At 68.1% G+C, this 26,187-nt stretch carries 24 protein-coding genes; 14 read left to right on the top strand and 10 right to left on the bottom strand.

Translation table 11 applies throughout. The annotated features are described in order from the left end of the window. The first annotated feature begins 97 nt into the window (after positions 1-97). Complete coding sequence (locus FB381_RS23290; RefSeq protein ID WP_170225283.1) at positions 98-1,099, top strand: MerR family transcriptional regulator; 1,002 nt, start codon at positions 98-100, stop codon at positions 1,097-1,099. Between the two features lie 87 nt (positions 1,100-1,186). On the opposite strand, the gene FB381_RS23285 is transcribed toward FB381_RS23290, so the two are convergent. The 6 genes from FB381_RS23285 to FB381_RS23260 all read right to left on the bottom strand — a co-directional run bounded on the left by FB381_RS23285 (position 1,187) and on the right by FB381_RS23260 (position 7,483). Next, a complete protein-coding gene (locus FB381_RS23285) occupies positions 1,187-2,287 on the bottom strand; it encodes a hypothetical protein (RefSeq protein WP_141782444.1) in 1,101 nt (366 codons plus the stop codon). 93 nt (positions 2,288-2,380) lie between these two features. Next, positions 2,381-3,484, bottom strand: coding sequence for a hypothetical protein (locus tag FB381_RS23280; protein ID WP_141782443.1), 1,104 nt, complete (start codon positions 3,482-3,484; stop codon positions 2,381-2,383). Positions 3,485-3,598: 114 nt separating this feature from the next. Beyond that, entirely contained in the window at positions 3,599-4,975 is a 1,377-nt protein-coding gene (locus FB381_RS23275; RefSeq protein WP_141782442.1) for a hypothetical protein, read from the bottom strand. Further along, positions 4,972-5,853, bottom strand: coding sequence for a hypothetical protein (locus FB381_RS23270; protein WP_141782441.1), 882 nt, complete (start codon positions 5,851-5,853; stop codon positions 4,972-4,974). Before FB381_RS23270 ends, FB381_RS23275 begins: the two co-directional genes overlap by 4 nt. Continuing rightward, on the bottom strand, positions 5,850-6,212 hold the full coding sequence (locus tag FB381_RS23265; RefSeq protein WP_141782440.1) for a hypothetical protein: 363 nt from the start codon (positions 6,210-6,212) through the stop codon (positions 5,850-5,852). Before FB381_RS23265 ends, FB381_RS23270 begins: the two co-directional genes overlap by 4 nt. 95 nt (positions 6,213-6,307) lie before the next feature. Next, entirely contained in the window at positions 6,308-7,483 is a 1,176-nt protein-coding gene (locus FB381_RS23260) for a pyridoxal phosphate-dependent aminotransferase (protein ID WP_141782439.1), read from the bottom strand. A gap of 74 nt (positions 7,484-7,557) precedes the next feature. Here FB381_RS23260 and FB381_RS23255 point away from each other — a divergent pair, with 74 nt between their 5' ends. Continuing rightward, positions 7,558-9,048 (top strand): potassium/proton antiporter, encoded by a 1,491-nt coding sequence (locus tag FB381_RS23255; RefSeq protein WP_141782438.1) that lies wholly within the window; start codon positions 7,558-7,560, stop codon positions 9,046-9,048. 15 nt (positions 9,049-9,063) lie between these two features. Here FB381_RS23255 and FB381_RS23250 read toward each other — a convergent pair whose 3' ends face one another. Then, the gene (locus FB381_RS23250) at positions 9,064-9,579 is read right to left on the bottom strand and encodes a LytR C-terminal domain-containing protein (protein WP_141782437.1); all 516 of its coding nucleotides are present in this window, start codon (positions 9,577-9,579) and stop codon (positions 9,064-9,066) included. Between the two features lie 25 nt (positions 9,580-9,604). After that, a complete protein-coding gene (locus FB381_RS23245) occupies positions 9,605-9,898 on the bottom strand; it encodes a type II toxin-antitoxin system VapB family antitoxin (RefSeq protein ID WP_141782436.1) in 294 nt (97 codons plus the stop codon). 183 nt (positions 9,899-10,081) lie between these two features. On the opposite strand from FB381_RS23245, the gene FB381_RS23240 reads away from it, so the two are divergent. Both FB381_RS23240 and FB381_RS23235 read left to right on the top strand, forming a co-directional pair. Next, positions 10,082-11,629 (top strand): helicase HerA-like domain-containing protein, encoded by a 1,548-nt coding sequence (locus FB381_RS23240; RefSeq protein ID WP_141782435.1) that lies wholly within the window; start codon positions 10,082-10,084, stop codon positions 11,627-11,629. 84 nt (positions 11,630-11,713) lie between these two features. Continuing rightward, positions 11,714-13,207, top strand: a complete 1,494-nt coding sequence (locus tag FB381_RS23235; RefSeq protein WP_141782434.1) for an amidohydrolase — start codon at positions 11,714-11,716, stop codon at positions 13,205-13,207. An 86-nt stretch (positions 13,208-13,293) separates the two neighbouring features. Here the strand turns inward: FB381_RS23235 and FB381_RS24000 are convergent, their stop codons facing one another. Further along, entirely contained in the window at positions 13,294-13,467 is a 174-nt protein-coding gene (locus tag FB381_RS24000; RefSeq protein WP_170225282.1) for a hypothetical protein, read from the bottom strand. A 237-nt stretch (positions 13,468-13,704) separates the two neighbouring features. Next, positions 13,705-14,589, bottom strand: coding sequence for a spermidine synthase (locus FB381_RS23230; RefSeq protein ID WP_141782433.1), 885 nt, complete (start codon positions 14,587-14,589; stop codon positions 13,705-13,707). A gap of 126 nt (positions 14,590-14,715) precedes the next feature. On the opposite strand from FB381_RS23230, the gene FB381_RS23225 reads away from it, so the two are divergent. The 10 genes from FB381_RS23225 to FB381_RS23180 all read left to right on the top strand — a co-directional run bounded on the left by FB381_RS23225 (position 14,716) and on the right by FB381_RS23180 (position 26,186). Further along, positions 14,716-16,137 carry an RDD family protein gene (locus FB381_RS23225; RefSeq protein WP_141782432.1) on the top strand — a complete coding sequence of 474 codons (1,422 nt, stop codon included), beginning with the start codon at positions 14,716-14,718 and terminating at the stop codon, positions 16,135-16,137. 67 nt (positions 16,138-16,204) lie between these two features. Beyond that, positions 16,205-20,710 (top strand): type VII secretion EssC family protein, encoded by a 4,506-nt coding sequence (locus FB381_RS23220; protein ID WP_141782431.1) that lies wholly within the window; start codon positions 16,205-16,207, stop codon positions 20,708-20,710. 14 nt (positions 20,711-20,724) lie between these two features. Then, a complete protein-coding gene (locus FB381_RS23215; protein ID WP_141782430.1) occupies positions 20,725-21,450 on the top strand; it encodes a hypothetical protein in 726 nt (241 codons plus the stop codon). A gap of 265 nt (positions 21,451-21,715) precedes the next feature. Continuing rightward, positions 21,716-22,003 carry a WXG100 family type VII secretion target gene (locus FB381_RS23210; protein WP_141782429.1) on the top strand — a complete coding sequence of 96 codons (288 nt, stop codon included), beginning with the start codon at positions 21,716-21,718 and terminating at the stop codon, positions 22,001-22,003. A gap of 259 nt (positions 22,004-22,262) precedes the next feature. Beyond that, entirely contained in the window at positions 22,263-22,550 is a 288-nt protein-coding gene (locus FB381_RS23205) for a WXG100 family type VII secretion target (protein WP_141782429.1), read from the top strand. A 317-nt stretch (positions 22,551-22,867) separates the two neighbouring features. Further along, entirely contained in the window at positions 22,868-23,155 is a 288-nt protein-coding gene (locus FB381_RS23200; RefSeq protein WP_141782429.1) for a WXG100 family type VII secretion target, read from the top strand. A gap of 125 nt (positions 23,156-23,280) precedes the next feature. Beyond that, a complete protein-coding gene (locus FB381_RS23195; protein ID WP_141782428.1) occupies positions 23,281-23,586 on the top strand; it encodes a flagellar protein FlgN in 306 nt (101 codons plus the stop codon). Positions 23,587-23,633: 47 nt separating this feature from the next. Then, a complete protein-coding gene (locus FB381_RS23190) occupies positions 23,634-24,809 on the top strand; it encodes a hypothetical protein (protein WP_141782427.1) in 1,176 nt (391 codons plus the stop codon). A 31-nt stretch (positions 24,810-24,840) separates the two neighbouring features. Beyond that, positions 24,841-25,467: a hypothetical protein gene (locus FB381_RS23185; protein WP_141782426.1), complete on the top strand. Its 627-nt coding sequence runs from the start codon at positions 24,841-24,843 to the stop codon at positions 25,465-25,467. Beyond that, positions 25,464-26,186, top strand: coding sequence for a hypothetical protein (locus FB381_RS23180; RefSeq protein ID WP_141782425.1), 723 nt, complete (start codon positions 25,464-25,466; stop codon positions 26,184-26,186). The genes FB381_RS23185 and FB381_RS23180 overlap by 4 nt, the downstream gene beginning before the upstream one ends. Position 26,187: the final 1 nt, after the last annotated feature.

The raw sequence follows: 26,187 nt of genomic DNA, 5'->3' as shown, positions 1-26,187 counted from the left end.
ACCTATCGGGGCCACCCCAGCGCTGGGCTTGAGGTTGCCCCAAGGTCAAGCGCGAATCTTCTTCCACCGGTGACCGTCACCGGGGAGGATGGGGATCATGAGCGGGCTGCAAGGGCTTGTGAACATCGGCGACTTCGCCCGGGCGACCGGGTTGACGCCGAAGGCACTGCGGCTCTACGACGACCTGGGACTGCTTCCGCCCGCCGAGGTGGACGCACACTCGGGTTATCGTCGATATGCCCCTGACCAGGTCGAACGCGCCCGTCTGGTGGCGTCGTTGCGTCTGGTCGGGATGCCGCTGGCCCGGATCCGGGAGGTGCTCGACATGTCTGCTGCTCACGCGGCGGCCGAGGTCGAGACCTACTGGCGTCAGGTCGAGGCCGACACCGCTACCCGCCGCACCATGGTCTCCACCCTCGTCCACGCGATGAGGAACGAGGCACCACCGATGAACACCTCCACCACCACGCTGCACGCCGAGCTCGGTGTCAGCCACGAGCAGGGCGGCCGACCCGCGCAGCAGGACGCCGTCATGGTCACGCCCGAGCTGGTCGCCGTCGCCGACGGTTTCGGCGAGCGTGACGACCTTGCCGGAGCAGCGCTGACCGCGTACGCCGCGGGCGGGCTGGGGTCGGCGATCCACGAGGTCGTCGCCGAGCTCCCCGCCTCAGGCACCACACTGACCGCGGTCGACCTGCACGGCTCGACCGCACGGATCACCCACGTCGGGGACGGTCGCGTCCACCTGGTGCGCGACGGCGAGGTGCGCCGGGTCACCCACGATCACACCGTGGTCGCCGCCATGATCGAGTCGGGCCATCTCACCCCCGACGAGGCCCGCTCCCACGAGCACCGCTCGGTGCTCAACCGGGCGCTCGTGCCCGGCGTCGTCGCCGACGAGCTCTCTCTCGACCTCCTGCCCGGCGACCGCCTCGTCGTGACCACCGACGGCATCCACTCCTGGGTCGACGACCTCGACGCGCTGATCACCGCCGACGCCTCCCCGCAGCAGGTCGCCGACGCCGTAGCCGCCGCCGTAGCCGCCTCGGGTGAGCCAGACAACCACACCATCGTCGTCGCGGACCTCACTGCTGGTTGAGCCGCCGGAGCCGCTAGGCGGAGGCGTGTCGAAACCAACACAGTCGCATGCTGTGTTGGTTTCGACACGCTCGCTGGCGCTCGCGGCTCAACCAGCAGTGTGGGTGCGGTGCCACCAGCGGCGTCTCGGGGCGGCCGCAGGCTCGTCGAGGGCGGCGGCCGCCCGGGCGAAGGATTCGCGCAGCGACGGGTAGACCAGCTCGATCTCGGGGTGCTCCACGAGCGTCTGGGCGATGCGGCGGGTGAGGCGCTTGCCGACGGTGGCGATGTGCTGCACGACGGCGTCGACCTCGTCGTCGGTGAGCTGCTGCGGGTGAAAGGGCTTGGGAGCCTGATCCCACAGCAGCTCGCGCATCGGCTCGAGGGTGTCGATGTCGTAGCGCAGCGCCAGTGCCCGCAGCTCGTCGTCGGCCAGCTTGCGGAGCCGCTGGTGGTCGGCGGGCGGGATCAGCGTGTAGCTGGTCGGCCCGAGCGGGCACGACTGGAGATGTACGTCGAGGCGCTCCTGCAGCTGCTCGCCGAGAGGCAGTGCGTTGAGCGCGCGCTTGATCTCGAGAGCGTGCAGCGAGTAGGAGAGGTTGACCTGCTTCAGCGACAGGTCGCCGAGCTCGGTGGCGTCGATGCCGGCCGTGTCGAAGAGGTCGGTGAGCAGGTTGCCGCCCACGAAGAGCTCGGGACGGTAGGGCCGCAGCACGAGCCGGGAGCGCACCGACTCCGAGCCGAGCGCATGGTAGAGGTGCTGGTGGCCCAGCCAGCCACCGTAGGCATCGGGCTCGGCGGCGAACGGATGCACGTGGGGCAACCGCTTGACCCGCTGGTTGTAGTCGGACTCGAGGAAGGCGAGGGGGTCACGGACGTACAGCACGAACCTGGTCTCCGGCGGCATGAGGTCGGCGAGCTCGGGCAGCTCGGGGAGGAACGCCTCCGAGGAGAGCAGCAGCGTGTGGCATCCGCTGGCGTCGAAGTCTTCGAGGGTCTTCGTGACCTCCCGAGGGGAGGCCACGAAGAGGTGGCCGGAGAGCTCCATGAGCGACCCGGCGTTGCCGGCGCTGATGCTGTTCTTGTCGACGGTGTGGCGGGGGTAGAAGATGCCCGCCTCGGCAAGCCGGTCGTTGGTGGAGCTGAGGAAGGCCTGCACGGCCGACGTGCCTGTCTTGGGCAGGCCAGCATGGATGACGATGGACTTCACGGCGACCGATCGGGGTAGGGGCCAGAGCGCCCCGGCGCGGTCGGCTCTCGCCGCCTCAGGGATGGTGCGCGGGGCGGTCTACACCGTATCGACTCACGCGTTGCGGGCAAGTCGGTGCCACCAGCGCCGCCGCGGCTGGGGTGACGCCTTCGCGTCCAGCTCCCTCACCGCCTGCGCGAAGGAGTCGCGCAGCGTCGGGTAGGGCAGCTCGATCTCGGGGTGCTGCTCGAGCGCCTCGGCGATCCGCCGGGTGAGCCGCTTGCCGACCTTGGCGAGGTGGCCGACGACGGCGTCGACCTCCGCCTCGGTCAGGGCCTGCGGGTGGTAGGGCCGTGACGGCAGGTCGCGGAGCTTCTCGCGGAGCGGCTCCAAGGAGTCGATGCCGTATTTCTCGGCGAGCTCGTGGAGCTCCTCGTCGGCCTGCTTGCGCAGCCGGACGTAGTCTGCGGGCGGGATCAGGGAGTAGGACCGCGGACCGAGCCGGCAGGACTGCAGCCGCATGTCGAGCCGTTCCTTGAGCTCGTTGCCGAGCGGCAGCGCGTTGAGTGCTCGCTTGATCTCCAGCGCATGGAGCGAGTACGAGGTGTTGACCTGCTTCAGCTCCAGGGCGCTGAGCTGGGCGGAATCGACACCGGCCGCGTGCAGCAGGTCGGTGAGCAGACTGCCACCGACGAACAGGTCGGCGTGGTAGGGCCGCAGCTCCGAGCCGGCGCGTACGGCGTCGGAGGCGAGCGCGTTGTAGAGATGCTCGTGGCCCAGCCAGCCGCCGTAGGCGCTCGCGTCAGGGACGAACTCGTGCAGCTGGGGGACCCGCTTGACCCGCTGGTTGTAGTCGGACTCGAGGAAGGCGAGGGGGTCACGGACGTACATCACGAACCGGGTGTGCGCCGGGAGCGCCTCGGCCAGGTTGGCCAGCTCGGGGAGGAACGCCTCCGAGGAGAGCAGCATCGTGCGGCAGCCGCTGGCCTCGAAGTCGACGAGGGTGCCCTCGATCTGGGTGGGCGAGGTGATGAAGTGCGGCCCGGAGCGCTCCATGAGGGATCCGGCGTTGCCGGCGCTGATGCCGTTCTTGTCCAGGTAGTGCCAGGGGTAGAAGACCCCTGCCTCCGCGAGCTGCTCGGTGTTGTGATGGAGCCACGCCTGGACGGCGGAGGTGCCGGTCTTGGGCAGGCCGGCATGTATGACGATCGACTTCACGCAGGTCCGATCAGATAGACAATCAGAATGCCCTGCGGCGACAACCGGACAAACCGGGTGGGGGATGTGCTGAGGGTGGACCCAATCTAGCGAGGTTTACCCCACCCGTCTCCTTTACGTCAGGTATCCCAGGGTGCGGATGCGCTCGATCTCCTCGCGCAGCTCGTCGTGGCTGGCGTTGTCGGCGGCCCGCCCGCCGGCCACGTAGTGGCTCTCCTCGGCTGCGGCGCCACCTACGCCGCCGGCCGCGCTGTCGTAGACGACGGTGAACCGGTGACCCACGCCCGCGTTGATCAGCCCGCCGAGCAGCGCCACCGGGTCGGAGCGGTCCTCCAGCGAGAGCACCCGGGTGGTCTCCGGGACCCGCGGCGCTGCCGCGCCGGGAGCACCCACGGTGACCACCTGATCCACGACGTACGCCGCCCCGGCTGTCACCGCGATCGCGGCCGCCGCGGTGCCTCCGGCCGCGGCCCCGACGAGCATCACGTGGGAGTCGGCGCCGACTGCCGCCTCGATCGACTGTGACGCGGCGGCGATGTAGTCGGAGAGGTCTCCGGAGACGAGCCGTAGCCGCCTGCTGCCGGCGTAGGGACCCGGGAGGTAGGCGATGTAGCGGTGTGCCGCGACCTGGTGCACCGAGACGCTGGTCTCGGTGGCCTCGAGGTTGCGGATCAGCTCCTCGATGGAGTGTGGGGTGTCTGCCTCGACGGTGCCGTCGGCGGTGCCCTCCCAGGCCGACTGGGCCATCGGCCCGCCGACGTCACGCAGCGCGTGACCGGCGTCGGCGGCGAACACGTCGATGCCAGCCGCCTGCAGGGCCCCGGCGGTGGCCGCCTCGGCGAGCTCGCCGCGCGGGAAGTCGGCGGTGAGCAGGGAGCGCAGCTCGAGCGACTCGAGCAGGCCTCCGCCGGTGGCGATGTGGTCCATCAGCTCGGGATGGCCCTGGGCGAGCTCGCCGAGATAGGCGGTGACGCCCTCACGGTCGAGCGCGTCGGTCTCGATCAGACCGGCCGACAGCAGCGACCCGCCGAGCTCGACCTCGGGGGCGAGATAGTCGAGCGCGTTGGCGGCGATGGCTCCGAGCGACCTGCGCGCCGCGGCCTGGAGGTCGTCGATCCAGCGGTAGGTCTGCACCGTCGCCCGCACCGACAGCGCGTCGGCGTCGAGCTCCGTGCCGAGGCCGAGAAGGCCACCCTTCTCGGAAGCCGTGGCCCGGATCTCCTCCTCGGCGGGCTCCCAGGTCTTCGTGGAGAGCTCGGCCGAGTCGGTGACGTCGTCGTCGGCCAGGATCGCGGGCCCGAGCTCGGCCCACTCACGCAGCTGCGAGCCGGCGTCGCCGATGGCGCCGGCCAGCCCGAGGATCTGCTCGTACTTGTCCTCGGCCGGCGCCGACTGCTGCGCCGCGTCGGGAGCGCCGCCGGGCAGCGGTCCGAGACGGTTCGCCGGGTTGTCGGCCAGGTTGTCGGCCGGGTCGTTCCTGGAGTCGTTCATCGGGCCACCTCCGCGAGCACACGGGCAATGTCGGCGGCGAGCTCCGAGGGCTCGACGCTGGTGATCAGCAAGGTCAGGTCGCCGTCGAGCGAGACCGTACGCATCGAGCGCCAGCCGTCGTTGACCAGCGACCAGGAGACGGTGCCGATGAGTGCGTCCTCGGCGTCGGTCGTGGACGCGACGATCGCGCGCAGCCGGCCGTGGGTCTCGGTGGCCATCGCCTCCAGAGCCGTCGCGGTGACGATGTCGCCCTCGGTCAGCACGGGCACGAGGTCGCCGCGTCCGGTGCGCAGGGCCTCGAAGACGGCGTCGGCGACGGCGAACGGCACCTCGAGCTGCTCGGGCACCGAGGAGGTCATCCGGGCGGTGTCGCCGGGCAGGGTCGCGGTGCGGCCGAGCTCGGTCGTCCACGCCGCCGAGGGATACCAGGAGAGCTCGAAGACGAGGCCGTCCACGGTGGCGAGCGATGCCGCCGCCTCACCCTTCTGACGGTGCCAGGCGCGGCCACGGCGATCGTCGACGACGACGTCGAGGTCGATGACGACCTCGGGGGTCGCGAGCAGGCCGAGGGCTCCGGCGATGCCGGCCTCGAGGGTGCCGTCGGAGTCGAGGAGGTCGCGCCGCTGCAAGGAGGTGGCGCCGTCACCGAAGCCGGCGACGGCCCGGGTCAGCGCCTCTGCCTCCGCCGCGGCGCGGCTGCGCCCCAGGCGGGCGTCGAGGCCCTCCTCCTGACGGTCGTTGACCTCGAAGGGGAGGGGCGCCCCGATGATCTCGCAGGCGCGGGTGAGCTCGGAGAGGGTCAGGCCGACTCGGCGGGGCACCCCGGCCCACGGCTCGGTCGGCGCCGCCGGAGCGGGTCCCAGGTCGATCGTGGTCATCGGAAGGTGACCTCCAGCCAGTCTTTGTGGCCCGGTTCGGGGGCCTCGAATCCGTGGAGCTTGCCGTCGGCGAGCAGAGCCTCGGCGCGCGACTCGGCCTCGGCGATCTGATCCTTGTGCAGGTCGACCTGCTTGAGGTGCTTGGCCAGTGAGTCGGCCGCGCGGTCGTGCTGCTCGCCCGCGCCCCGCAGCGCGGTGGCACGCTCCTTCATGCGCCCGCGGAGGGACTCGGCGGCGCGCCCGTGCCACGGCACGGCCTCTGCCTGGGCCACCAGCTTGTCGGCACTCGCACGGATGTCGTCCGCCTGCTCGCGCAGCCGGTCGACCCGGCTGCGGATCACATCGCTATCGCCGTACATTTCCCTCCTCGGACAGGTGTCTGTGGTCCTCCTACCCCGCTCGGCCGGTTCTAAACGTAAAATCGTGAACTTTCTCAGATCACCGTTCGGCCGGGTCAGTGAAGCACGGTGGCGAGGCGGTCGAGACCCTGCTCGATCTCGCTGGTCGACCCGGCGAACGAGAGGCGTACGAAGCGGTGGCCGTCGACGGGATCGAAGTCGACGCCGGGCGCCATCGCGACGCCGGTGCGATCGAGGATCTGGTGGCACCACGTCATGGTGTCGTCGGTCCAGCGGCTGACGTCGGCGTAGACGTAGAAGGCGCCGTCGGCCGGCGCCATCTCGGTGACCCCGAGCGAGGTGAGGCCGTCGAGCAGCAGCCGTCGGTTGGTGGCGTAACGGGTGACATGTCCGTCGAGCTCGGCATAGGTCTCCGGGCTGAACGCGGCCACCGCCGCGTGCTGGGCCAGGGCCGGCGGGCAGATGGTGAAGTTGCCGACCAGCACGTCGATCGCGCGACGCAGATGGGCCGGGGCGAGCAGCCAGCCGATGCGCCAGCCGGTCATCGAGAAATACTTGGAGAACGAGCCGAACACGACCGCGTCGCGCGAGGTCTCCCAGGCGCTGCGGCCCCGGCTGTCGTCGGAGGCGTACGTCAGGCCGTGATAGATCTCGTCGGAGATCAGCTGGATGCCTTCCTCCTCGCAGTATCGAGCCAGCGCGGCCAGCTCCTCGGGCAGCAGCATCGTGCCGGTCGGGTTGGCCGGACTGGCCACCACGAGCCCCTTCAGTCCGACGCGTTCATGCAGGTCACGCACCTGTTCCACGGTCGGCTGGAAGCGTTCGGCCGGGCCCGTCGGGATCTCCACGACCTCGCACCCGAGCGCCGCGAGCACGTTGCGATAGCAGGGGTAGGAGGGCCGTGCCATCGCCACCCGGTCGCCGGTGTCGAACGCGGCGAGGAACGCTGCCAGGAAGCCACCGCTGGCTCCGGTCGTGACGATCACGTCGTCGGGCGAGACCTCGATCCCGTGCCAGGCGCGGTGGTGGGTCGCGATCGCCTGGCGCAGCTCCAGGATGCCGATCGACGGCGTGTAGCCGAGCGGGTCGCCGCTCTGCAGCAGCCGCACCGCCTCGGCGTTGACCGGTCGCGGCGCCCCCGTCGACGGCTGCCCCGAGGTGAACGAGATCAGATCGGCGTACGTCCGCTGCCGCTGCGCCGCCCGCTCGAGCATGTCCATCACGTGGAAGGGAGGCACGTTCGCGCGCTGGGCAACAGTGAGGCGGCTCATGGAAGAAACACTAAGGGCGTGCCTTGGCGAGCATCTAAGATGCAGTCCCAGAGGTCAGAGGGGGACCCGACCGCATGAGTTTTGATGTCCATCAACTCGACCTGTTCGTGCTGGTCGGGTCGATGGTCACGCTCCTGGCGATCCTCGCCGTGCGGGTCTCGACGAAGGCCGGGCTGCCCTCGCTGCTGATCTATCTGCTGATGGGCGTGCTGCTGGGCGACTCCGTGCTCGGCATCCGGTTCGACGACGCGGCGCTCGCGCACGCGCTCGGCTTCGCGGCGCTCGCGCTGATCCTGGCCGAGGGTGGTCTGACGACGACCTGGAACGACGTACGCCCCGCGTTCAAGCTGGGGCTGACGCTGGCCACGCTCGGTGTGGTGGTCTCGATCGGCATCGTCGCGGTGGGCGCCCACTATCTGCTGGGGCTTCCCTGGCAGCTGGCGTTCTTGCTGGGCGCGGTGACCTCGCCGACCGACGCGGCGGCGGTGTTCTCGGTGCTCCGGGTGGTGCCGCTGCCCAAGCGGCTGACCGGTGTGCTGGAGGCGGAGTCGGGGCTCAACGACGCCCCGACGGTCGTCATCGTGACGCTCATCGCGAGCGGTGCGATCGGCGAGCACCACCCGGCGGTGGTGCTCGGGATCGTCGTCGGCGAGCTGCTGCTGGGCATCGTCGTCGGTCTGGCCGTCGGCTTCGGCGGCGCCTGGATGATGCGCCGGGCGGCCCTTCCGTCCGCGGGTCTCTACCCGCTGGCGGTGATGGCGCTGGCCTTCCTCGCCTATGGCGGGGCCTCGTGGCTGCACGGGTCGGCGTTCGCGGCGATCTACGTCGCCGCGCTGGTGCTCGGCAACACCGACCTGCCCCACCGCGGCGCCACCAGATCGTTCGCCGAGGGGGTCGCCTGGCTGGCCCAGATCGGTCTCTTCGTGATGCTCGGGCTGCTGCTCTCCCCGGGCCGGATCGACCTCGGCACCGTCGGTCTCGCGCTCGCGGCCGGGCTGATCCTGACCCTCGTCGCCCGGCCGGCCTCGGTGCTGGTCAGCACCTTGGTCTCCCGGATGTCATGGCGGGAGTCGGCCTTCGTCTCGTGGGCCGGTCTGCGTGGTGCGGTGCCGGTCGTGCTCACCACGATCCCGCTGGCCGAGGGGGTCGACGGTGCCCAGGACCTGTTCGACCTGGTCTTCGTGATGGTCGTCGCCTACACGCTGCTGACCGGCCCGACGCTGCCCTGGGTCGCGCGCGTGCTCGAGGTCGCTCGCCCCAACGACCCGCGGGCTCTCGACCTCGACGTGGCCCCGTTGGAGCAGATCGCGGCCGACCTGATCCAGCTCCGGATCCCACGGGAGTCACGCATGCACGGCGTCGAGGTCGGGGAGCTTCGGCTGCCGCGAGGAGCGTCGGTCTCGCTGCTGATCCGCGACGGCGAGACCCGGGTGCCCGAGCCGACCACCGTGCTCCGTGCCCGCGACGTCATCCTGGTCGTCGTGCCCCGCGACCTGCGTGAGCAGGCCGAGCGCCGGCTCGAGGTGGTCAGCCGGAAGGGACGCCTGGCCGGCTGGCTGCGCTGAGCGGAGGCGTACGCATCACTCGACCGGCGGGCTGCAGATCTGCCCGTCGGCCTTGGCCTTGACGGTCTGCTCGCCGCCCTTGACCTCGGGGAACTTCTCGCCGGTGACGACGACGATGCCGGGGCGGTCGGTCTTGGTCTCGACGATCTTCGCGTCGCCGAGCCAGCTCGCGACGAGCGCGGCCGAGGGAGCGTCCTTGTCGGGCGCCCACACCTCGACGGTGCGCAGCTTGGTGCCTCGGGGCGCGTTGCCGGTGCCACCCTTGACGAAGCCCTCGTCGACCAGGTCGGTGATGGCCCGGTTGGCGAGCCCGGCCCGCGTGCTCGCGTTGAGCACGGTGACCACGACCTGCGACGGGTAGACGGTGGAGCCCTTCTTGACCGGGGTGTCCACGCACGGCCCCACGTCGACCTTCTGCGGGAAGGGTGCGGTCATCGACTTCCATCCCCACACGCCGGCCAGAGCGACCGCCACGACCAGGACGGCCAGGATGATGAACGTACGAAGTCCAGTGAGGGCCGAGTCGAGCATGTCGCCGAGCCTAACGGTTGAGGAGCTATCCGAGGCTGTGCACGCGGGCGTGGAGCACGTTGCGCTGCTGGAGCGCGGCGCGCAGGGCTCGGTGGAGGCCGTCCTCGAGGTAGAGCTCGCCGTTCCACTCCACGACATGGGCGAAGAGGTCGCCGAAGAACGTCGAGTCCTCGTTGAGCAGAGCCACCAGCTGGAGGGTGTCCTTCGTGGTCACCAGCTCGTCGAGACGGACCGTCCGAGGAGGCAGCGCGGCCCACCCCTTGGTCGAGAGACCATGGTCAGGGTAGGGGCGAGAGTCGCCGACACGCTTGAAGATCACCCTCGTGACTGTATCGCCCTCGCCGCAATTCCCCACACAGGTGTACGGCTGCCGAGAGGAGAGCGCCCGCCACCCACCGTCCGGAGGCACGCCTGCTCCGTCGTCCGCCGACCCGATGGACACGCGCCGGTATGCCGCAGGTTTTCGGCGTCCGAACGGGCGCCGAGGTCGTAGAGTCGCCGCATGACGGATGCTGCAGCTCTCTCAGAAGCGGTCGGGCCGGGCTACCAGTTCGAGGGCGCGGCCCTCGAGCTCGGAGGGCTGATGGCCGACGCCGAGACGTTGACGGAAACGCCGATCCGCATCCCGCTGGGGATGCTCAACCGGCACGGCCTGGTCGCGGGCGCGACCGGCACGGGCAAGACCAAGACCCTGCAGCTGCTGGCCGAGCAGCTCTCCGCGGCCGGGGTGCCGGTCTTCGCCGCCGACGTCAAGGGAGACCTCTCCGGGCTGGCGACCGCGGGCCAGGAGAGCGAGAAGCTCACCGCCCGGGCGGCCACCGTCGGGCAGACCTGGCAGGCGCGCGGGTTCCTGGTCGAATACTTCGCGCTCGGCGGTGAGGGCACCGGCATCCCGGTGCGGGTCACGGTCGACGCCTTCGGGCCCACCCTGCTCTCGAAGGTGCTCGGGCTCAACGAGACCCAGGAGTCGTCGCTCGGCCTCGTCTTCCACTACGCCGAGAAGGCCGGTCTGAAGCTGATCGACCTCGACGACCTGCGCGCGGTGCTGCAGTGGCTGGTCTCGGATGAGGGCAAGGCCGACCTCAAAGGTCTGGGCGGCCTCTCGTCGTCGACGACCGGGGTGATCCTGCGTACGCTCATCGCCTTCTCCGACCAGGGAGCCGACGAGTTCTTCGGCGAGCCGGCCTTCGCGGTGGCCGACTTCGTCCGCCTCGACGGCGACCTCGGGATCATCTCGCTGCTCGAGCTGCCCAACCTGCAGGACCGGCCTGCGATCTTCTCCACCTTCCTGATGTGGCTGCTCGCCGAGCTCTTCCGGGCGTTGCCCGAGGTCGGCGACGTCGACAAGCCCAAGCTGGTCTTCTTCTTCGACGAGGCCCACCTGCTCTTCAACGACGCCTCCGACGCGTTCCTCGACCAGATCACCAACACGGTGCGGCTGATCCGGTCCAAGGGCGTGGGCGTCTTCTTCGTGACCCAGAAGCCCACCGACGTGCCCGAGGACGTGCTCGGCCAGCTCGGGTCGCGCATCCAGCACCAGCTGCGAGTGGCGACGCCCAACGACGCCAAGGCTCTCAAGGCGAGCGTCAACACCTACCCGACCTCGTCCTACGACGATCTCGGCGCCGTCATCCAGACGCTCGGCATCGGCGAGGCGATCGTGACCGTGATGAACGAGCGGGGTGCGCCGACGCCGGTCGCGTGGACCAAGCTGCGGGCGCCGGAGTCGCTGATGGCGCCGACGGAGGCGGCGGCGATGCAGGCAGCCGTCGAGGCCTCACCGCTGGCGTCGAAGTACGTCACCGAGGTCGAGGTGGAGTCGGCCGCCGACCAGCTCGCGGCGAAGTCGGAGGCGGCCGCGGCCGCCGTCAAGACGGCCGAGGAGAAGACGGCTGCGAAGAAGGCGGCACCCAAGAAGTCGTCGGGCTCGCGGTCGCGTCCGAAGGACGACGACTCGATGATCGAGTCGGTCGTGAAGTCGTCCGCTTTCAAGCAGGCGGCCCGCACCGCGGCCCGGGAGATCGTGAGGGGAATCTTCAAGCGACGGTGACTTCGTCCCGTCGCCGCGGGTGACACGCACGACAATTGCTGGACGGGACTCGCGTGCGGACGACTTTGTCCTTATCGTCTATTCATGCCCGACCTTCTCCTCCGGAACGTACGCATCGTTCCGCTCTCGCCGCGGGCCGTCGTGCCCGCTGGAGTTGTTGACGTCCTCGTCGTCGACGGTGTGGTCACCAAGGTCGGAGAACGTCTGTCCAGACCGGTCGGGGCCGAGGTCTACGACGCCGGCGGCCGGTGGCTCGTGCCGGGGTTGTGGGACGCCCACACCCACCTCGCCCAGTGGACCCTGGGCGCCAGCCGACTCGACCTGCGCGGCACCCGTTCGCCCGCCGAGGCGCTGGCGCTGGTCGCGGCCGCCGCGCCGGATGTCGAGCCGGGCGAGGCGATCGTCGGGATGGGTCATTCGGCCGGCACGTGGGACCGCTGGGGCACCGTCGCCGAGCTCGACTCGGTCACCGGCGGAGTGCCCGCGATCCTGGTCAACCACGACTTCCACCACGCCTGGCTCAACACCGCCGCGCTCGACGCCGTCGACCTGCCTCGTCGCGACGACATGGTGCAGGAGGTGGAGTGGTATCAGGCCTACCCGCGGGTCGCGGAGCTCTTCGAGGCTACCGGGAGCAGGCCGTCGGCCTACCGTCGGATGCTGACCCGCACCGCCGCGCTCGGTGTGGTCGGGATGACCGACTTCGAGGTCGGCGTCCGCCTCGACGACTGGCGCACCCGGTGGCTGTCCGGCTGCGACCTGCTGCGCATCCGGGTCTCGACGTACGCCGACCAGGTGGAGGACGCGATCGCCGAGGGGCTGCGCACCGGAGACCCGCTGCTGCCCTATGAGGACCGCCTGACGATGGGGCCGCTGAAGATCATCAGCGACGGCTCGCTCGGCACCCGCACCGCGTGGTGCTGTGACCCGTACGCCGACGACCCGGAGAGCCACGGTGCGCCCAACCAGTCGCCCGACGAGCTCAGGGGGCTGCTCGGCAAGGCGCACGCGGCCGGCCTCGACGTGTCCACGCACGCGATCGGTGACCGTGCGGTCTCCGAGGCGCTGGCGGCGTACGCGGAGACGGGGGCGCGGGGGCGGATCGAGCACGCTCAGCTGGTGCGGCGCGCAGACCTGGCGGTGATGGCTCGTCTCGGGATCACCGCATCGGTCCAGCCGGCGCACATCCTCGACGACCGGGAGATGACCGAGGGGCTCTGGCCGGGGCGCGAGGACCGCTGCTTCGCGACCCGCTGGATGCTCGACGCCGGGGTCGAGATCGTGCTCGGCTCGGACGCGCCGGTCGCTCCGCTCGACCCGTGGCTGGCCATCGCGACGGCTGTCGGGCGTTCGCGTGATGGCAAGACGGCCTGGCATCCCGAGCAGGCGCTGACCGCTCAGGAGGCGCTGGCGGCGTCGGTCGACGGGCAGCCGAGCGTCGGGGTCGGTTCCATCGGCGACCTGGCCGTGGTCGACGTCGACCCACTCAGCGCCTCTGTCGCCGACCTGGCCGCGATCTCGCACGGCGGGGTCGCGCTGACCACTGTGGGCGGGCGGATCGTCCACCAGCGGGCCTGAGAAGCAGGCCGCGGAGAAATGGCGAAGGCCCGGCCGTCGTCGGCCGGGCCTCCCGCTGGGATCGTCGATCCCTCAGTGATTGCCGATCAAGCAGACCAGCGGACCGAGTCGTCGACGAAGTCGGCGAACACGTGAACGCCACGCAGGTCCTGTCGCTCCTCCATGAGCTTGGTCAGGGCGCTGGCGTGGCGGAACTTGAGGCTGTAGCCATGCTGGATGGCGGTGTTGGCCTCAGGTTCGGTCGCGGTGAGTGTTTCCATCGAGGTCCCCCCTACAACGGATAGGCGTGCATCATCAGTGAACGCATGTCTCCGATCCTCGAGTGCCCAGCACCCACGGCCCCGAAGCCATGCAGCAGAAGCATCCCGCTCCTAAGTCGCGAGCAGGTTGTTTGAACGTTACAAGCCGGTTTCGGTAAAAGGAATGCCTGTTGACGCCTATCGGGGTATCTGCCGAGCGATAGGGCCGAATCTCGCTAGACAAAGGGCATTCTGGGCTCAGGTGCGCGGTGGGCGGAGCGTCTCGACCGCCTGGCGGGCCTGTTCGAGGAGCTTCAGTGCGGCGCTCGCATCGGGCAGGTTCGGCACCGGCGACCAGAGCTCGTCGGCGTCACGGATCGGGGCGGCTCCGTCGATGATCGGGTCGATGTCGGTCACCAGCGCACCCATCGAGGGGTCGCCCGCGATCGCGGACCGGATCGGCGCGGCATCGATCGGGGAGTCCGAGGCGATCAGCGTCGCGTTGCCGAACCTCGCGCCGGCCAGCGCGGAGCCCTGCACGATCATCGCCACATGCTCGAAGAGCGTACGCAGCGTGGCGAGCTCTCGCCGGGTGAAGAGCAGGTCGGGGCCGGCGACGGAGTTGAGCACCAGCCGGCCCTGCGCGCTCAGGGCGGCGCGCGCCGCGTCCATGCACTCCAGCGACGTGAACGCTGGTGGGATCCGGTTGCCGACGAAGATGTCGATGACGATGGCGTCGTGCTCGCTCCCCGGGTTGGCCTCGAGCCACGAGCGTGCCTCGGCCGTCTCCATGGTGATGCCGGTGGGCAGCGGAAATCGTGACCGGGTGAGCTCGACGAGCGCGGGCTCGAGCTCGACCACCGTCTGCGCCGACTCGGGCCACCGGTGTGCGACCGCACGCGGAAGCGCCAGCAGCGCTCCGCCCAGGTGGGCGGCCCTGCGCGGCGCACGATCACCGAGCGCTGCCAGCATCCACCGGATCGAGGCGAGCTTCGGCGGCTGTGCGGGATCGCCCACGTGGGACTGCGCGACGCCGTCGATCTGGATGACCCACCCGTCGTCCTTGCGTACGAGGTCTGCCGTGGTTCCGTCGGAGAAGACGATCTGCTCGGGACTCGCGGAAGGCTCCAACGGTGTTGACATACCTCGATCCTGCCAGACACCATCGCGCCCGGGCCGGGACAGTCCGGTAGCCTTCTGGCGTTGTCGATTCAGCGCCGCAGTACTCGCATATCGGGACTCGGACATCGGGCGTGAGGAGCTCTAGCGGTGGAGATATGGGAGGTCGCCGAGCAGGTCGACCAGATCGAAGGCCTCACCGCTGACGGAAAGCCCGATCCTGACTACGCCGCCTCGCTCGGGCTCAAGGATGCGCCTCTCGGTCGCCGGGCCCTCGGGTCGGGCGTCGACATCGTCGTCTACCTGCTCCTGCAGATCCCTTATCTCGTCTTCACGGTCCCGCTGCTGCTCAAGCTGGTGCAGGGACGCTTCGGCTTCTCGCGCTTCCTGAGCCACCCCGACTTCCTGCTGGCTCTGATCGCCGCTGCCGCCACCACGCTGCTGACGCTGATCTTCGCCGTGCTCCAGATCGTCTTCCACGGTCGTCAGGGGGTCACGCTAGGCAAGTCGATCGCAGGCATCCGCTCCGTCAACGTCAAGACGCTCGAGCGCCCGGGGCTCGGCAAGGCTTTCCTCCGCGCGCTGGTGGTGTGGGGCTCCTCGATCGTCGTCGTCGGCCCGATCGTCTTCCTGATCTCGCCGCTGCTCAACAAGGAGAACCGCAATCGCGGTTGGCACGACCAGGCCACCGACATCTGGACCGTCGACGTACGCGAAGGGCTCGACCCCTACGACGAGAAGCGGATGCGCATCGCACGCAAGACCGTCGCCGCCGAGCCCGTCGCGGAGCGCAAGTCGCTGCCCTCGCTCAGCACGCCCAACGAGCAGGCCGGCGGCTACCGGCCCTCGGGGCGGGTCAGCGCCGGCGTGCTCGGTGTCTCCCGGCCGAAGGGGAAGGGTGACGACGGTGGCGCTCCGGGTGGCTCGCTCGCCACCCCGTCGTCCGGGCCGGCCGCGCCGAAGCCCGTGGCCCCCGCGATCCCGCCCTCGCGCGGAGTGACCCCGCCGCCTCCGACCCCCACGCCGACTCCTCCGAGCCCGACGCCGACACCTCCGACGCCGGCACCTCAGCCGCAGACTCCGCTCCCGACCCCGCCGCCGCCCACCGGGGCGACCTCGGGCGGTCCGGTGACCAGCAGCGGTACGCCCCTTCCGCAGCCTCCGGCCCAACCCGGACAGCCCGCCCAGCCCGGACAACCCGGACAGCCCGGACAGCCGGCCCAACCGGCTCAACCGGCGCAGCCCCGTCCGAGCGGCGTCATGCTCAAGGTCGACTCCGGTGAGCGCATCCCGGTCGCCGGTGTGGTGCTGGTCGGCCGCGACCCTGCGCTCACGGAGAACACGCTCGGTGCACGCACCGTCTCGATCATCGACGTCTCGGTCTCGAAGACCCACATGTCGCTGCGTCCCAGCGGCGACGGTGTCGAGGTCACCGACCGAGGCTCGACCAACGGCACCGTGGTGATCCACGAGGGCGCCAGCCGTCGGCTGAAGGCCTGGGAGCCTGTCGTGGCTCCTGTCGGAGCGATGATCCGCTTCGGCGACCGCTCTGCACTGGTCCGTCGCGGGTGACTGCGACTCCGGCGATCGCGACTCTGCTCGCGCAATCTCTTAACTCGGCTCATGAGGGAGACGAAGGATGAAGGTCAAGCTCACGCTGCACCGGCCGGGTGTCGCACCCGCGGATGTGGTCGTCACCGCTGACTCGACGGCGACCGCGAGGGACGTAGCGCGCCACATCGCCGATGCCGACCCGGCGCGGTCGATCATCGCCGGTGAGCACGACGTGCTGACGTTGGCCGTCGCCCCGCCCACCGCCGAGCGGATGGAGCCGCTCGAGCCCGACGTGCCCATCGGTGACGCACCGATCGGCTCGGGGTTCGCGGCAGCCGTGGTCAACCTGGGCCCCGACGCCGAGACGACCGGCTCGCGGCGTAAGAGCGTCGGCGTGCTGCGGGCGATCGACGGTCCGGTGCGCGGGCAGGCCTTCCCGCTGGTCACCGGTCACGCCTCGATCGGCCGTGGCCCGGAGAACGAGATCGTGCTCGCCGACCCGATGGTCTCCAAGAAGCACGCCCGCATCGAGGTCGATCGCGCCGTCGAGCTGGTCGACCTCAACTCGGCCAACGGTGTCGTCGTCGACGGCACCCAGCTCTCCCGCGTACGCCTCGCGCCCGACACCCCGGTCGTCATCGGCAGCACCACCCTGGTCATGCAGCTCTCGGCCGACTACGTCTCGGCCGTCGAAGACCCGGTGCTCGAGCGCGGCGGCGGTCTGCTCTTCAACCGCAGCCCGCGGGTCGACGTGCGCTACCCCGGCACCGAGCACCCGCCGCCGTGGATGCCGACCGAGATGCAGAAGAAGCTCTTCCCGTGGTTCGTGCTGATCGCGCCGATCATCATGGCGCTCTCGATCTACGCGATGACCGGGCGTACGCGTGCGCTGCTGCTGGTCGTGATGACGCCGATGATGGCGGTCGGCAACTTCATCAACCAGCACCGCCAGGCCGGAGCGAAGCAGGATCACGAGATCGAGCTCTTCGAGCGGCAGTTCGAGAAGCTGGAAGAGGTCTTCTACCGCAGCAAGCCCGAGGAGGAGCTCGCCCGCAACGAGGAGGTCCCGCCGGTCGCGGAGGTCTTCGAGCAGGCGATGCAGCTCGGCCCGCGGTTGTGGACCCGCCGCCCCGAGCACTGGAACTTCCTGGCCGTACGCCTCGGCACCACCCAGGCACCTTCGCGCAACTCGATCGCGGAGCGCGACAACCAGAACGGTCTGCCCGAGTTCATCGAGCGCATCGACCGGCTGATGGAGCGCTACAAGTACGTCGACGACGTGCCGCTGCTCGAGTCGCTGCCCGCGGTGGGCTCGGTCGGCGTGGCCGGTCCTTCCGGGCCGGCGGCCGATGCGATGCGTGGGCTCGCGGTGCAGCTCTTCGGTCTGCACGCGCCCAACGAGGTCGTCACCGTCGCCTTCGCCGACCCCGACTGGGTCGACGAGTTCGAGTGGCTCAAGTGGCTGCCGCACACCACGTCGGAGACCAACCGGTTCAAGGACATGCCGCTGGCCGACTCCGCGCCGACCGCCAACGCGCTGCTCAGCGCGCTGGAGGAATACATCATGCGCGCCGGCCGCACCGCCGAGCACCGGGGCCCGTTCGCGGAGGGCTGGAACCCGATGCAGTACGGCACCGACGTGGCCCGCGCCGGTGACGAGACCAACGCCCGGGTGCAGGTCTCGATCGTAGTCTTCGTCACCAACGACGCGCCCGTCGACCGCGCGCGCCTGGTCCAGGTGCTCGAGCGCGGAGCCGACGTCGGCGTACACGCTGTCTTCCTGTCCTCGACCGTGGAGGCGCTGCCGGCGGTGTGCCGCAGCTTCATGGATGTCAGCGACGGTCTGGAGCGCGCCACCGTCGGCCTGGTCCGCAACGGCGACCTGCACGAGGGCGTCACGATCGAAGGCGTCTCTAACGCCTACATGGAGATGTTCGCCAAGCGGCTCGCGCCGGTCGTCGACGCCAGCACCGTCGTCCACGACTCCTCCGACCTGCCCAACTCGGTCGGCTTCCTGTCCCTGGTCGGCAACGAGGTCGCCGAGGACCCGAGCTCCGTCGTCGAGCGCTGGCGGCAGAACAACTCGATCATCGACCGCTCCGACCGCCCGCGAGGCCGGCTGAAGAAGGCCGGCAACCTGCGCGCGATCATCGGGCAGGGTGCCTCGGACGCGATGACGCTCGACCTGCGTACGCAGGGCCCGCACGCCCTCGTCGGTGGCACCACCGGTGCCGGAAAGTCGGAGTTCCTGCAGGCGTGGGTGCTCGGCATCGCCTCGGCGCACTCGCCCGACCGGGTGACCTTCCTCTTCGTCGACTACAAGGGCGGTTCGGCGTTCGCAGACTGCATCGAGCTGCCGCACTGCGTCGGTCTGGTGACCGACCTGTCGCCCCACCTCGTACGCCGCGCGCTGACCAGCCTCAAGGCCGAGCTGCACTACCGCGAGCACCTGTTCAACCGGAAGAAGGCCAAGGACCTCCTGGAGCTGGAGAAGCGCCAGGACCCGGAGTGCCCGCCCGCGCTGGTGCTGGTCATCGACGAGTTCGCGGCGCTTGCCGGTGAGGTGCCGGAGTTCGTCGACGGCGTCGTCGACATCGCTCAGCGAGGCCGTTCGCTCGGCATCCACCTGATCATGGCGACCCAGCGCCCGGCCGGTGTCATCAAGGACAACCTGCGCGCCAACACCAACCTCCGCGTCGCGCTGCGTATGGCCGACGAGACCGACTCCAAGGACGTCGTCGACGACCCGATCGCCGGCACCTTCCCGCCGTCGATCCCTGGCCGCGGCATCGCGAAGACCGGTCCCGGTCGCCTGACGCCGTTCCAGTCGGCGTACGCCGGTGGTTGGACCCGCGACGACGAGGTGGTCACCGCCGACGTGAAGGTGGCCGAGCTGAAGTTCGGTTCGATCACCGAGTGGGAGCCCGAGCGGCCGCCGGAGAGCGACTCGCACGACGAGGACCTCGGGCCCAACGACCAGAAGCGGGTCGTGACCAACCTGATCCGGGCCTCCGACGCGGCCGGGCTGATGACGCCGCGGCGTCCGTGGCTCGATGACCTGGCCACCGTGGTCGACATGCGCGACCTGCCGCTGGAGGGCGACAGCCAGATCCTGCTGGGTCTCGCCGACATCCCCGAGCGCCAGCAGCAGAACGCGACCTACTTCGTTCCCGACCGCGACGGATCGCTGCTCATCTTCGGCTCCTCCGGCTCGGGCAAGTCGACCCTGCTGCGTACGATCGCGACCGCCGCCGGCGCCCGCCCCGACCTCGGCGCAGTCAAGGTCTACGGCCTCGACTTCGCCTCCGGTGCTCTCGGTGCCATCCAGCGGCTGCCGCACGTCGGCTCGATCATCGACGGCGACGACGCCGAGCGGCTGCAGCGCCTGATGCGCACCCTCGAGCGGGAGATGGACCGTCGCTCGGAGCTGTTCGCCCAGGCGTCGGCCGCCAACCTCAGCGAATACCGCGAGCTCGCCGACAAGTCGATGCCGCGCATCCTGCTCATGATCGACAACTACCCGGAGTTCAAGAAGGAGTGGGAGATCGCCGCCGGCCGCGCGCCGTTCTACCAGTCCTTCATGCGAGTGCTCGGCGAGGGCCGTCCGCTCGGCATCCACGCGGTGATCACCGCAGACCGCTCCGGGTCCGTCCCGACGGCCGTCTTCGCGAACATCCCGCGCCGTGTCGTCATGCGGCTCTCCGACCCGAGCCAGTACGTGCTGGTCGGTGCGCCCAAGGACGTGCTCAACGAGCAGTCGGCACCCGGTCGTGCCGTCGTCGACAAGGCCGAGGTGCAGCTCGCCGTGCTCGGCGGCACCACCAACGTCGCCGAGCAGACCAAGGCTCTCGACGAGGTCGTCGAGCAGCTGCGTGCCCAGGGCGTCGAGGAGGTCGGCGAGATCGGCGCGCTGCCGACGAAGATCTCCAGCCGCGACATGCCCGTCCAGGCGAACGGCCAGCCGGTCTTCGGTATCGGCGACGACACCCTCGAGCCGCGCGGCTTCGACCCGATCGGCTCGTTCATCATCACCGGGCCGCCGCAGTCGGGTAAGACGAACGCGCTCAAGGCCCTCATCGAGTCCGTCGAGCGCTTCGACCCCGAGGTCAAGCTGTTCCACCTCGGCAGCCGCCGCGCCCTGCTCGGCGACTTCAGGCCGTGGGTACGCAGCGCCACCCGCCCCGACGACGAGAAGGCGCTCGTGACCGAGCTCGCCGAGATCGTCGCCGACGAGTCCTTCCCCGGGCGCATCATGATCGTCGCCGAGGACATGACCCACCTGGCCGACGGCCCCGCGGACCGCCCCATGCGAGCGTTGCTGCAGGCGATCAACAACTCCGACCACCTCTTCGTCGGTGACGCCGACGTCTCCCGCGCCGGCGGCGGCTCGGGCGTGATGGGCGAGTGGAAGTCTGCCCGCCAGGGCATCGCCCTCAAGCCCGACACCTACGACGGCGACACCCTCTTCAAGGTGCCCTTCGGCAAGCTCAAGCGCACCGACTTCCCCGCCGGCCGAGGCATCTTCGTCCAGGCCGGCCGGATGGTCACCATGCAGATGCCTGTGTCGAGCGACAGCGAGGGGTCTGCGTGAGGTTGGCGGCATAGATGAGACTGCGGCGCCGGTCGGTCGAAGAGTGGGCTCGCCACACGGAGTTCACCGTCCCGCTCCACTGGGGCGAGATCGAGGCAGAGGTGCTGAAGCGTCGTCATCCGCGTCTTCCCGACGAGCCCGCGAGCGGGCGCGTCGTCGACGTCGCAGTCTCGATCGGCCTTGTCGTCACCGTTGTTCTGATCTTCGGGTCGGCGTTCTGGGCCACACTGCTGGTCGGGGTAGGTCTTGGCGTCGCTGACCCCGCATTGGCGGACCAGCTGCTCGCGATCGCGCAGTTTCCCCTGGCGGTGACGACCGCGGTCTCCGCGGTGTTCTTGATCGACGCCCGCGATGACAGCTGGCGGCAACGCTGGGAGATCGCTCTCGCCGCGTTCAACGGAACCCTTGCCTTCGTGGCCTACGCACTCCTGGCGAACGTGGCCGATGTCGGCAGCGCGTCGACGGTTGCGTGGTACGCCCTCATCGCTGTGCTCGTGAGCATCCTCGTGCTGATCGTGCTCGGCACCCTCCAGATCCGTGCGCGCCGCCGCCGGAGCTCACAGCCAACCCGGCAACCCAGCAAGCCCAAGGTGCCCTCGAGCTTCTACCTCCGCCAACGATGCCTGGCTGCCCGCGAGAGGGTCATGGACGTCCTCGACGAACGGGGGCTCGTCGATCTTCAAGAGTCCAGGAAGCAGAAGATGCTGCGGATGCCTCTTGGGTCGTGGGCCAGCCTGTGAGATCGGTGTTTGCTGGATCCGCGCCCCGTACGTCTCCGAGCGGTTGACGTCTCGGGAGCACGAGCCGGTGACCCGACGTCCGCCACGAGAAAGTGGTTGTTAGGGCAACCTCGCAGGTGGTGCCAGAGGCAGCGTCAGAAGGCTTGATTGAAGGTGACAGCCGGAGTGGAATTGCGGTTCACTACTCGGCGTCGCGTGCAATACCGTGACGTCCGGCGTCCCGACGGGACGTCATGCAATGCAATCGCGGGAAAGGCAATGATCGATGAGTGACTTCGGTGCAACATACGACGAGATGACCGGTGCGGCCGACAAGCTCGACCAGGGCAAGGACACGATCGAGTCCGCTCTTGACGAGTGCCAGGGCTACGTCGACGAGCTGGTTCAGGACGGGTTCAAGACCGAGAAGGCTTCGGGCAAGTTCCAGGACGGCTACACCGAGATGACCACGGGTCTCAAGGACGCCATCGGTGGTGTCGAGGACATGGCGCAGTCGCTGCGTGACATGGCGACCGCTATCCAGGACCTGGACTCGCAGCTCGCCGGCGGCTGATTCGACCGTCTGGCTGGATGGTGGGCTGGTGTCTGCTGGCCCGCCATCTTCCATTTATGCTACGTAGGCCGGGCTGCGGGCCGTTCGGAGTCTGTGCTCAACCGGTCATGAGGGCCATACCTCGGCCACGACCCGAACGGCATATGAAGACCGCAACGAAACGGTATTTACTCTTCACAAGCCTGACGGGCGTGACTTACCGTGGCCACGGCATCCGGACGGGTGCCTGTCAATGAACTCCCGGGGAAGGTAATGACCGATGAGTGACTTCGGTGCAACATACGACGAGATGACCGGTGCGGCCGACAAGCTCGACCAGGGCAAGGACACGATCGAGTCGGCGCTTGATGAGTGCCAGGGTTACGTGGACGAGCTGGTGCAGGATGGCTTCAAGACGGAGAAGGCGTCTGGGAAGTTCCAGGACGGCTACACCGAGATGACCACGGGTCTGAAGGACGCCATCGGTGGTGTCGAGGACATGGCGCAGTCGCTGCGTGACATGGCGACCGCTATCCAGGACCTGGACTCGCAGCTCGCCGGCGGCTGATTCGACCGTCTGGCTGGATGGTGGGCTGGTGTCTGCTGGCCCGCCATCTACCCATCCCAGCTCGGGTGCGATGCCGGCCCAGGAGGCCACCACAGGCCGCACGGCCGAGCTAACAAAACTTTACTTTCGAACACGTTTGAAACTCGCCGCAGCGGGTAGGACGACCGTGATGGAGTCAGATGCTTGTCCTCGGACGATGTCCGCGAGGAGCGTTTCGACCCGTCGGGATCGCGCTTGACGTGGGCGCGAGAGTGACAGTGACGAACGGCGCCGCAGCTGGGTGTCGTGCAATGCAATCGCGGGAAAGGTAATGACTGATGAGTGACTTCGGTGCAACATACGACGAGATGACCGGTGCGGCCGACAAGCTCGACCAGGGCAAGGACACGATCGAGTCGGCGCTTGATGAGTGCCAGGGTTACGTGGACGAGCTGGTGCAGGATGGCTTCAAGACGGAGAAGGCGTCTGGGAAGTTCCAGGACGGCTACACCGAGATGACCACGGGTCTGAAGGACGCCATCGGTGGTGTCGAGGACATGGCGCAGTCGCTGCGTGACATGGCGACCGCTATCCAGGACCTGGACTCGCAGCTCGCCGGCGGCTGAGTCTTCATTGGTATGCAGTGGTGGGACCGAGTCCCGCTCGGTCCCACCACCGTCTGACCAGATGCGGTACAGCACTCCAGTGCTGCCGTTGAATCCGTGGTTCCAAACGAATCTGGAAGGTTGCGATGGGCGACAAGGTTCATATCAAGATCTCCGAACTAGAGACCATGCATGCGTCACTTGAGAGCATCGTAAAAGAATTTGAGGATGCGACCGACAGGTCGGAGGACCTCGAATCTGACATCGGCAGGCCGTTTGGCAGAGGCGAGTTGCAAGACGCGGTGAAGGACTTCGAAGAGCGTTGGGATGACCAACGAGGGAAGTTGAAGGAAAGTCTCGAAGAGATCGCGAAGAAGACCAAGGCTGTTGTTGATGGGTTCAACAAGTTTGACGACGACGCGGCTGGCAAAATGTCCAACAGCGGAAAATAGCACGGGCCGACCTGATATGTCAGTCCCGTTTTTGAAGGGTGTTTGATATGAGCGGTGGAGGAACGTCTCCGAAGAATCGGACCATTGAGTCGATCGCTGATGACGGCGATGCGATCTGGGATCGGGGCTATCAGATCGAGCGGCTTGGCGAGATGATGGAAACCGCTGCAGACACTCTTGAGGGCATCAAGAATGGCACCCTTGAGGGTGAAGCGATGGTAGGCGAAGCGGTCACCTCCCTCAAGGACGCGATCGGCGACTCCTTCGAAAAGCTTCGTGAGGCCGCCGACTTGTACAAGCCCGTGGGGCCGCCGATCCAAGAATACGGATCGTCCCTGATGGTGATTAAGCATGGATTGAACGCATCTGTCGATAACTGCAATACAAAGTGGACTGAGTATCAGAACGCGCCTGGTCCGGAGATTGGCATGGCTCCGCCTGCGCTAGGACCAGAGCCCGAAGGTCCGGAAGCGGACGACGCTGCCAAAGAGGCAGAGAAGAAGCAGGACCTCTACGACGCGTGGCATGAAGAGGCCGAGAACTTCGACAGTTACTACGACACCTGGGAAGATGCCTATGAACAGGCAGTCTCAGGTGTAACCAACGGTACCTCTGGGCAGATCGAGGACAGTTTCTGGGATGACATCGGGCCCCTTCTGGATGCTCTTGGGTACGTGGCCCTCGCGCTCGCTATCGCGGCCATCTTCCTTACGGGGCCGTTCGCCGCTCTAGCGCTCATCTTGTCGGCCGTGATTCTGGTCGGTCGCCTGGGTCAGGCGATCTTCGGCAACGGAAGTTGGGCGGATGTTGGGTGGGCCGCGCTCGGTGTGATCCCATTTGGTGCAGCCGGGCGGGCGCTCAGCGGCGCCATGAAGGGCGCAAGTAGGGTCGCCGGGCTGGGCGGCAAGTTCTCTACGGCGGGCACGGTCTTCGGCAAGGTCGGGTTCAGGGCTACAAAGGCGGCCCTGAAGGGCGGCTGGGATGACGCAATCCGTGCGCGCCCGAGGGGCGACATCCTCTCCGCGTTTACTCGTGGTGGCGCGGGGTCGACGGCTCACGGAAGAGTCTGGGAGCAAGGGCATACTCTCGTGTCTAACTGGGCAAAGGGTCCTGAAGTAGTCGATTCCATTTCGAAGTTGGCCGGTGGGCCCACTCTGAACCCCTTCTCACATGACTTTGAGCCCGGCGGGGCGGTCTCCGACGTTCTGGACGTTGTGTGGTGATCCTGCTGACTAGCGAGCAGAGGAAGACTTCATGACCGCGTGGAGTGTGAATGCGGAGGTTCTTGAACCAGGCTGGTTCGAGATCCCAGACTTGGCGGAGCCCGAGCTTTCCGATTGGTCGGCAGAAGTTGCTAGCGCATTGCGGACCTTCTGGGGGCCCGAGTGGAACTCGGATGTGGAATCGCGGGTCAGAAGTGACCTCGAACGAGCACAGCGTCTTCGACCGGACAATGCGAACCTGACGGTTGCGTACTGGCCGCCCTTCAGCGACCTGTTCTTCGGAGTCAGGGTACTTTCTGGCAGAGCGCCTCAGGTCGAGCAATGGGCAGACGATGGATACGAGTTGCGTAGCTACGAGGCCCAGAATCTGGGGGCCGGAGTGGAGTGCATCAGCGTCGACCCGATCTTGCGAGAGTCGGGGAGTGGCGTCGACATCCAGGTGGTTGTCGCAGACTATGTCTTTGTTCAGGGCCCTCGATGTGTGACTGTCTCACTCGATCCGATGCCAGTGAACTACTTCGTAATGATGAGGTCCGGGATCGACCAGTTCCTGCAGAGTCTGGAGGTCTTCAGTGAGGACGGCGAGACCTTCCGGGGTGAAGCAGTTGATTGCGGTCAGGTGGCTCTGGCTGGCGATGTATGGGGATTGCCTGAATGAGCAAGATGTGGCACGACGCGTTCGAGTGGGCCGAACGACTTGGTCCCGGTGAGCAGGTCGACGTAGGCGATGTCGAGCAGCAAGTAATCGATCGCGCACCTTTTGTCCTGCATCGTCGTGAACGGTTGCAAGGACTCTGGTCGGTTTGTTTGCCGCGATCGGTCGGGAATCAGATCCTCGTTCTCCTCTCGGGCCTTGCCCCGATCGCTGGCGCCCTTGCGTTCGCGGGCAACGTGCAGTTTCGGAATATTCAGAGTCCCGGGGTGGCGGTTGGTATCGCTGGTCCGATTGTGTTGCTCTGCTTCGTCCTCGGGTTTTTGTGCCAGATCATCGGATTCGGGGGGTGGTTGCGAGTTGGGAGACGGTCGCGCGAGTCTGATCTCATCCTCTCGGGACTACTCCTGATAGGGTCGAGCCTGACCCTTGTTTTCGCGGCGGTTCACGAAGCGGTTCAAGTCAGCGACTTTCATCTGTGGCCAGCCTGGGCGTCATTAGTTGCGTCGACGGTTGCGACCGCCGCCTTCTCGCTTGGTAATTCATCCCAAGTTCTCCCGGCTGCGGATGTTTCTCGATTGACGGAACTAGAGAGTCAGTTTCTGGTTGATCAGAGGAATGCTGCCCTCAAGGAAGCTGCCAAGCGAGGGGCAGTAAAGCTGAAGAACGTCAACAAGGCAATCAACAAGCCATTGGGCGCGTTGGTTGCCCCTCGGAAGGGTTAGC

This window comes from Nocardioides albertanoniae, from assembly GCF_006716315.1.
GTDB classification, from domain to species: domain Bacteria; phylum Actinomycetota; class Actinomycetes; order Propionibacteriales; family Nocardioidaceae; genus Nocardioides; species Nocardioides albertanoniae.
This window is presented reverse-complemented; position numbering and strand designations above follow the sequence as displayed.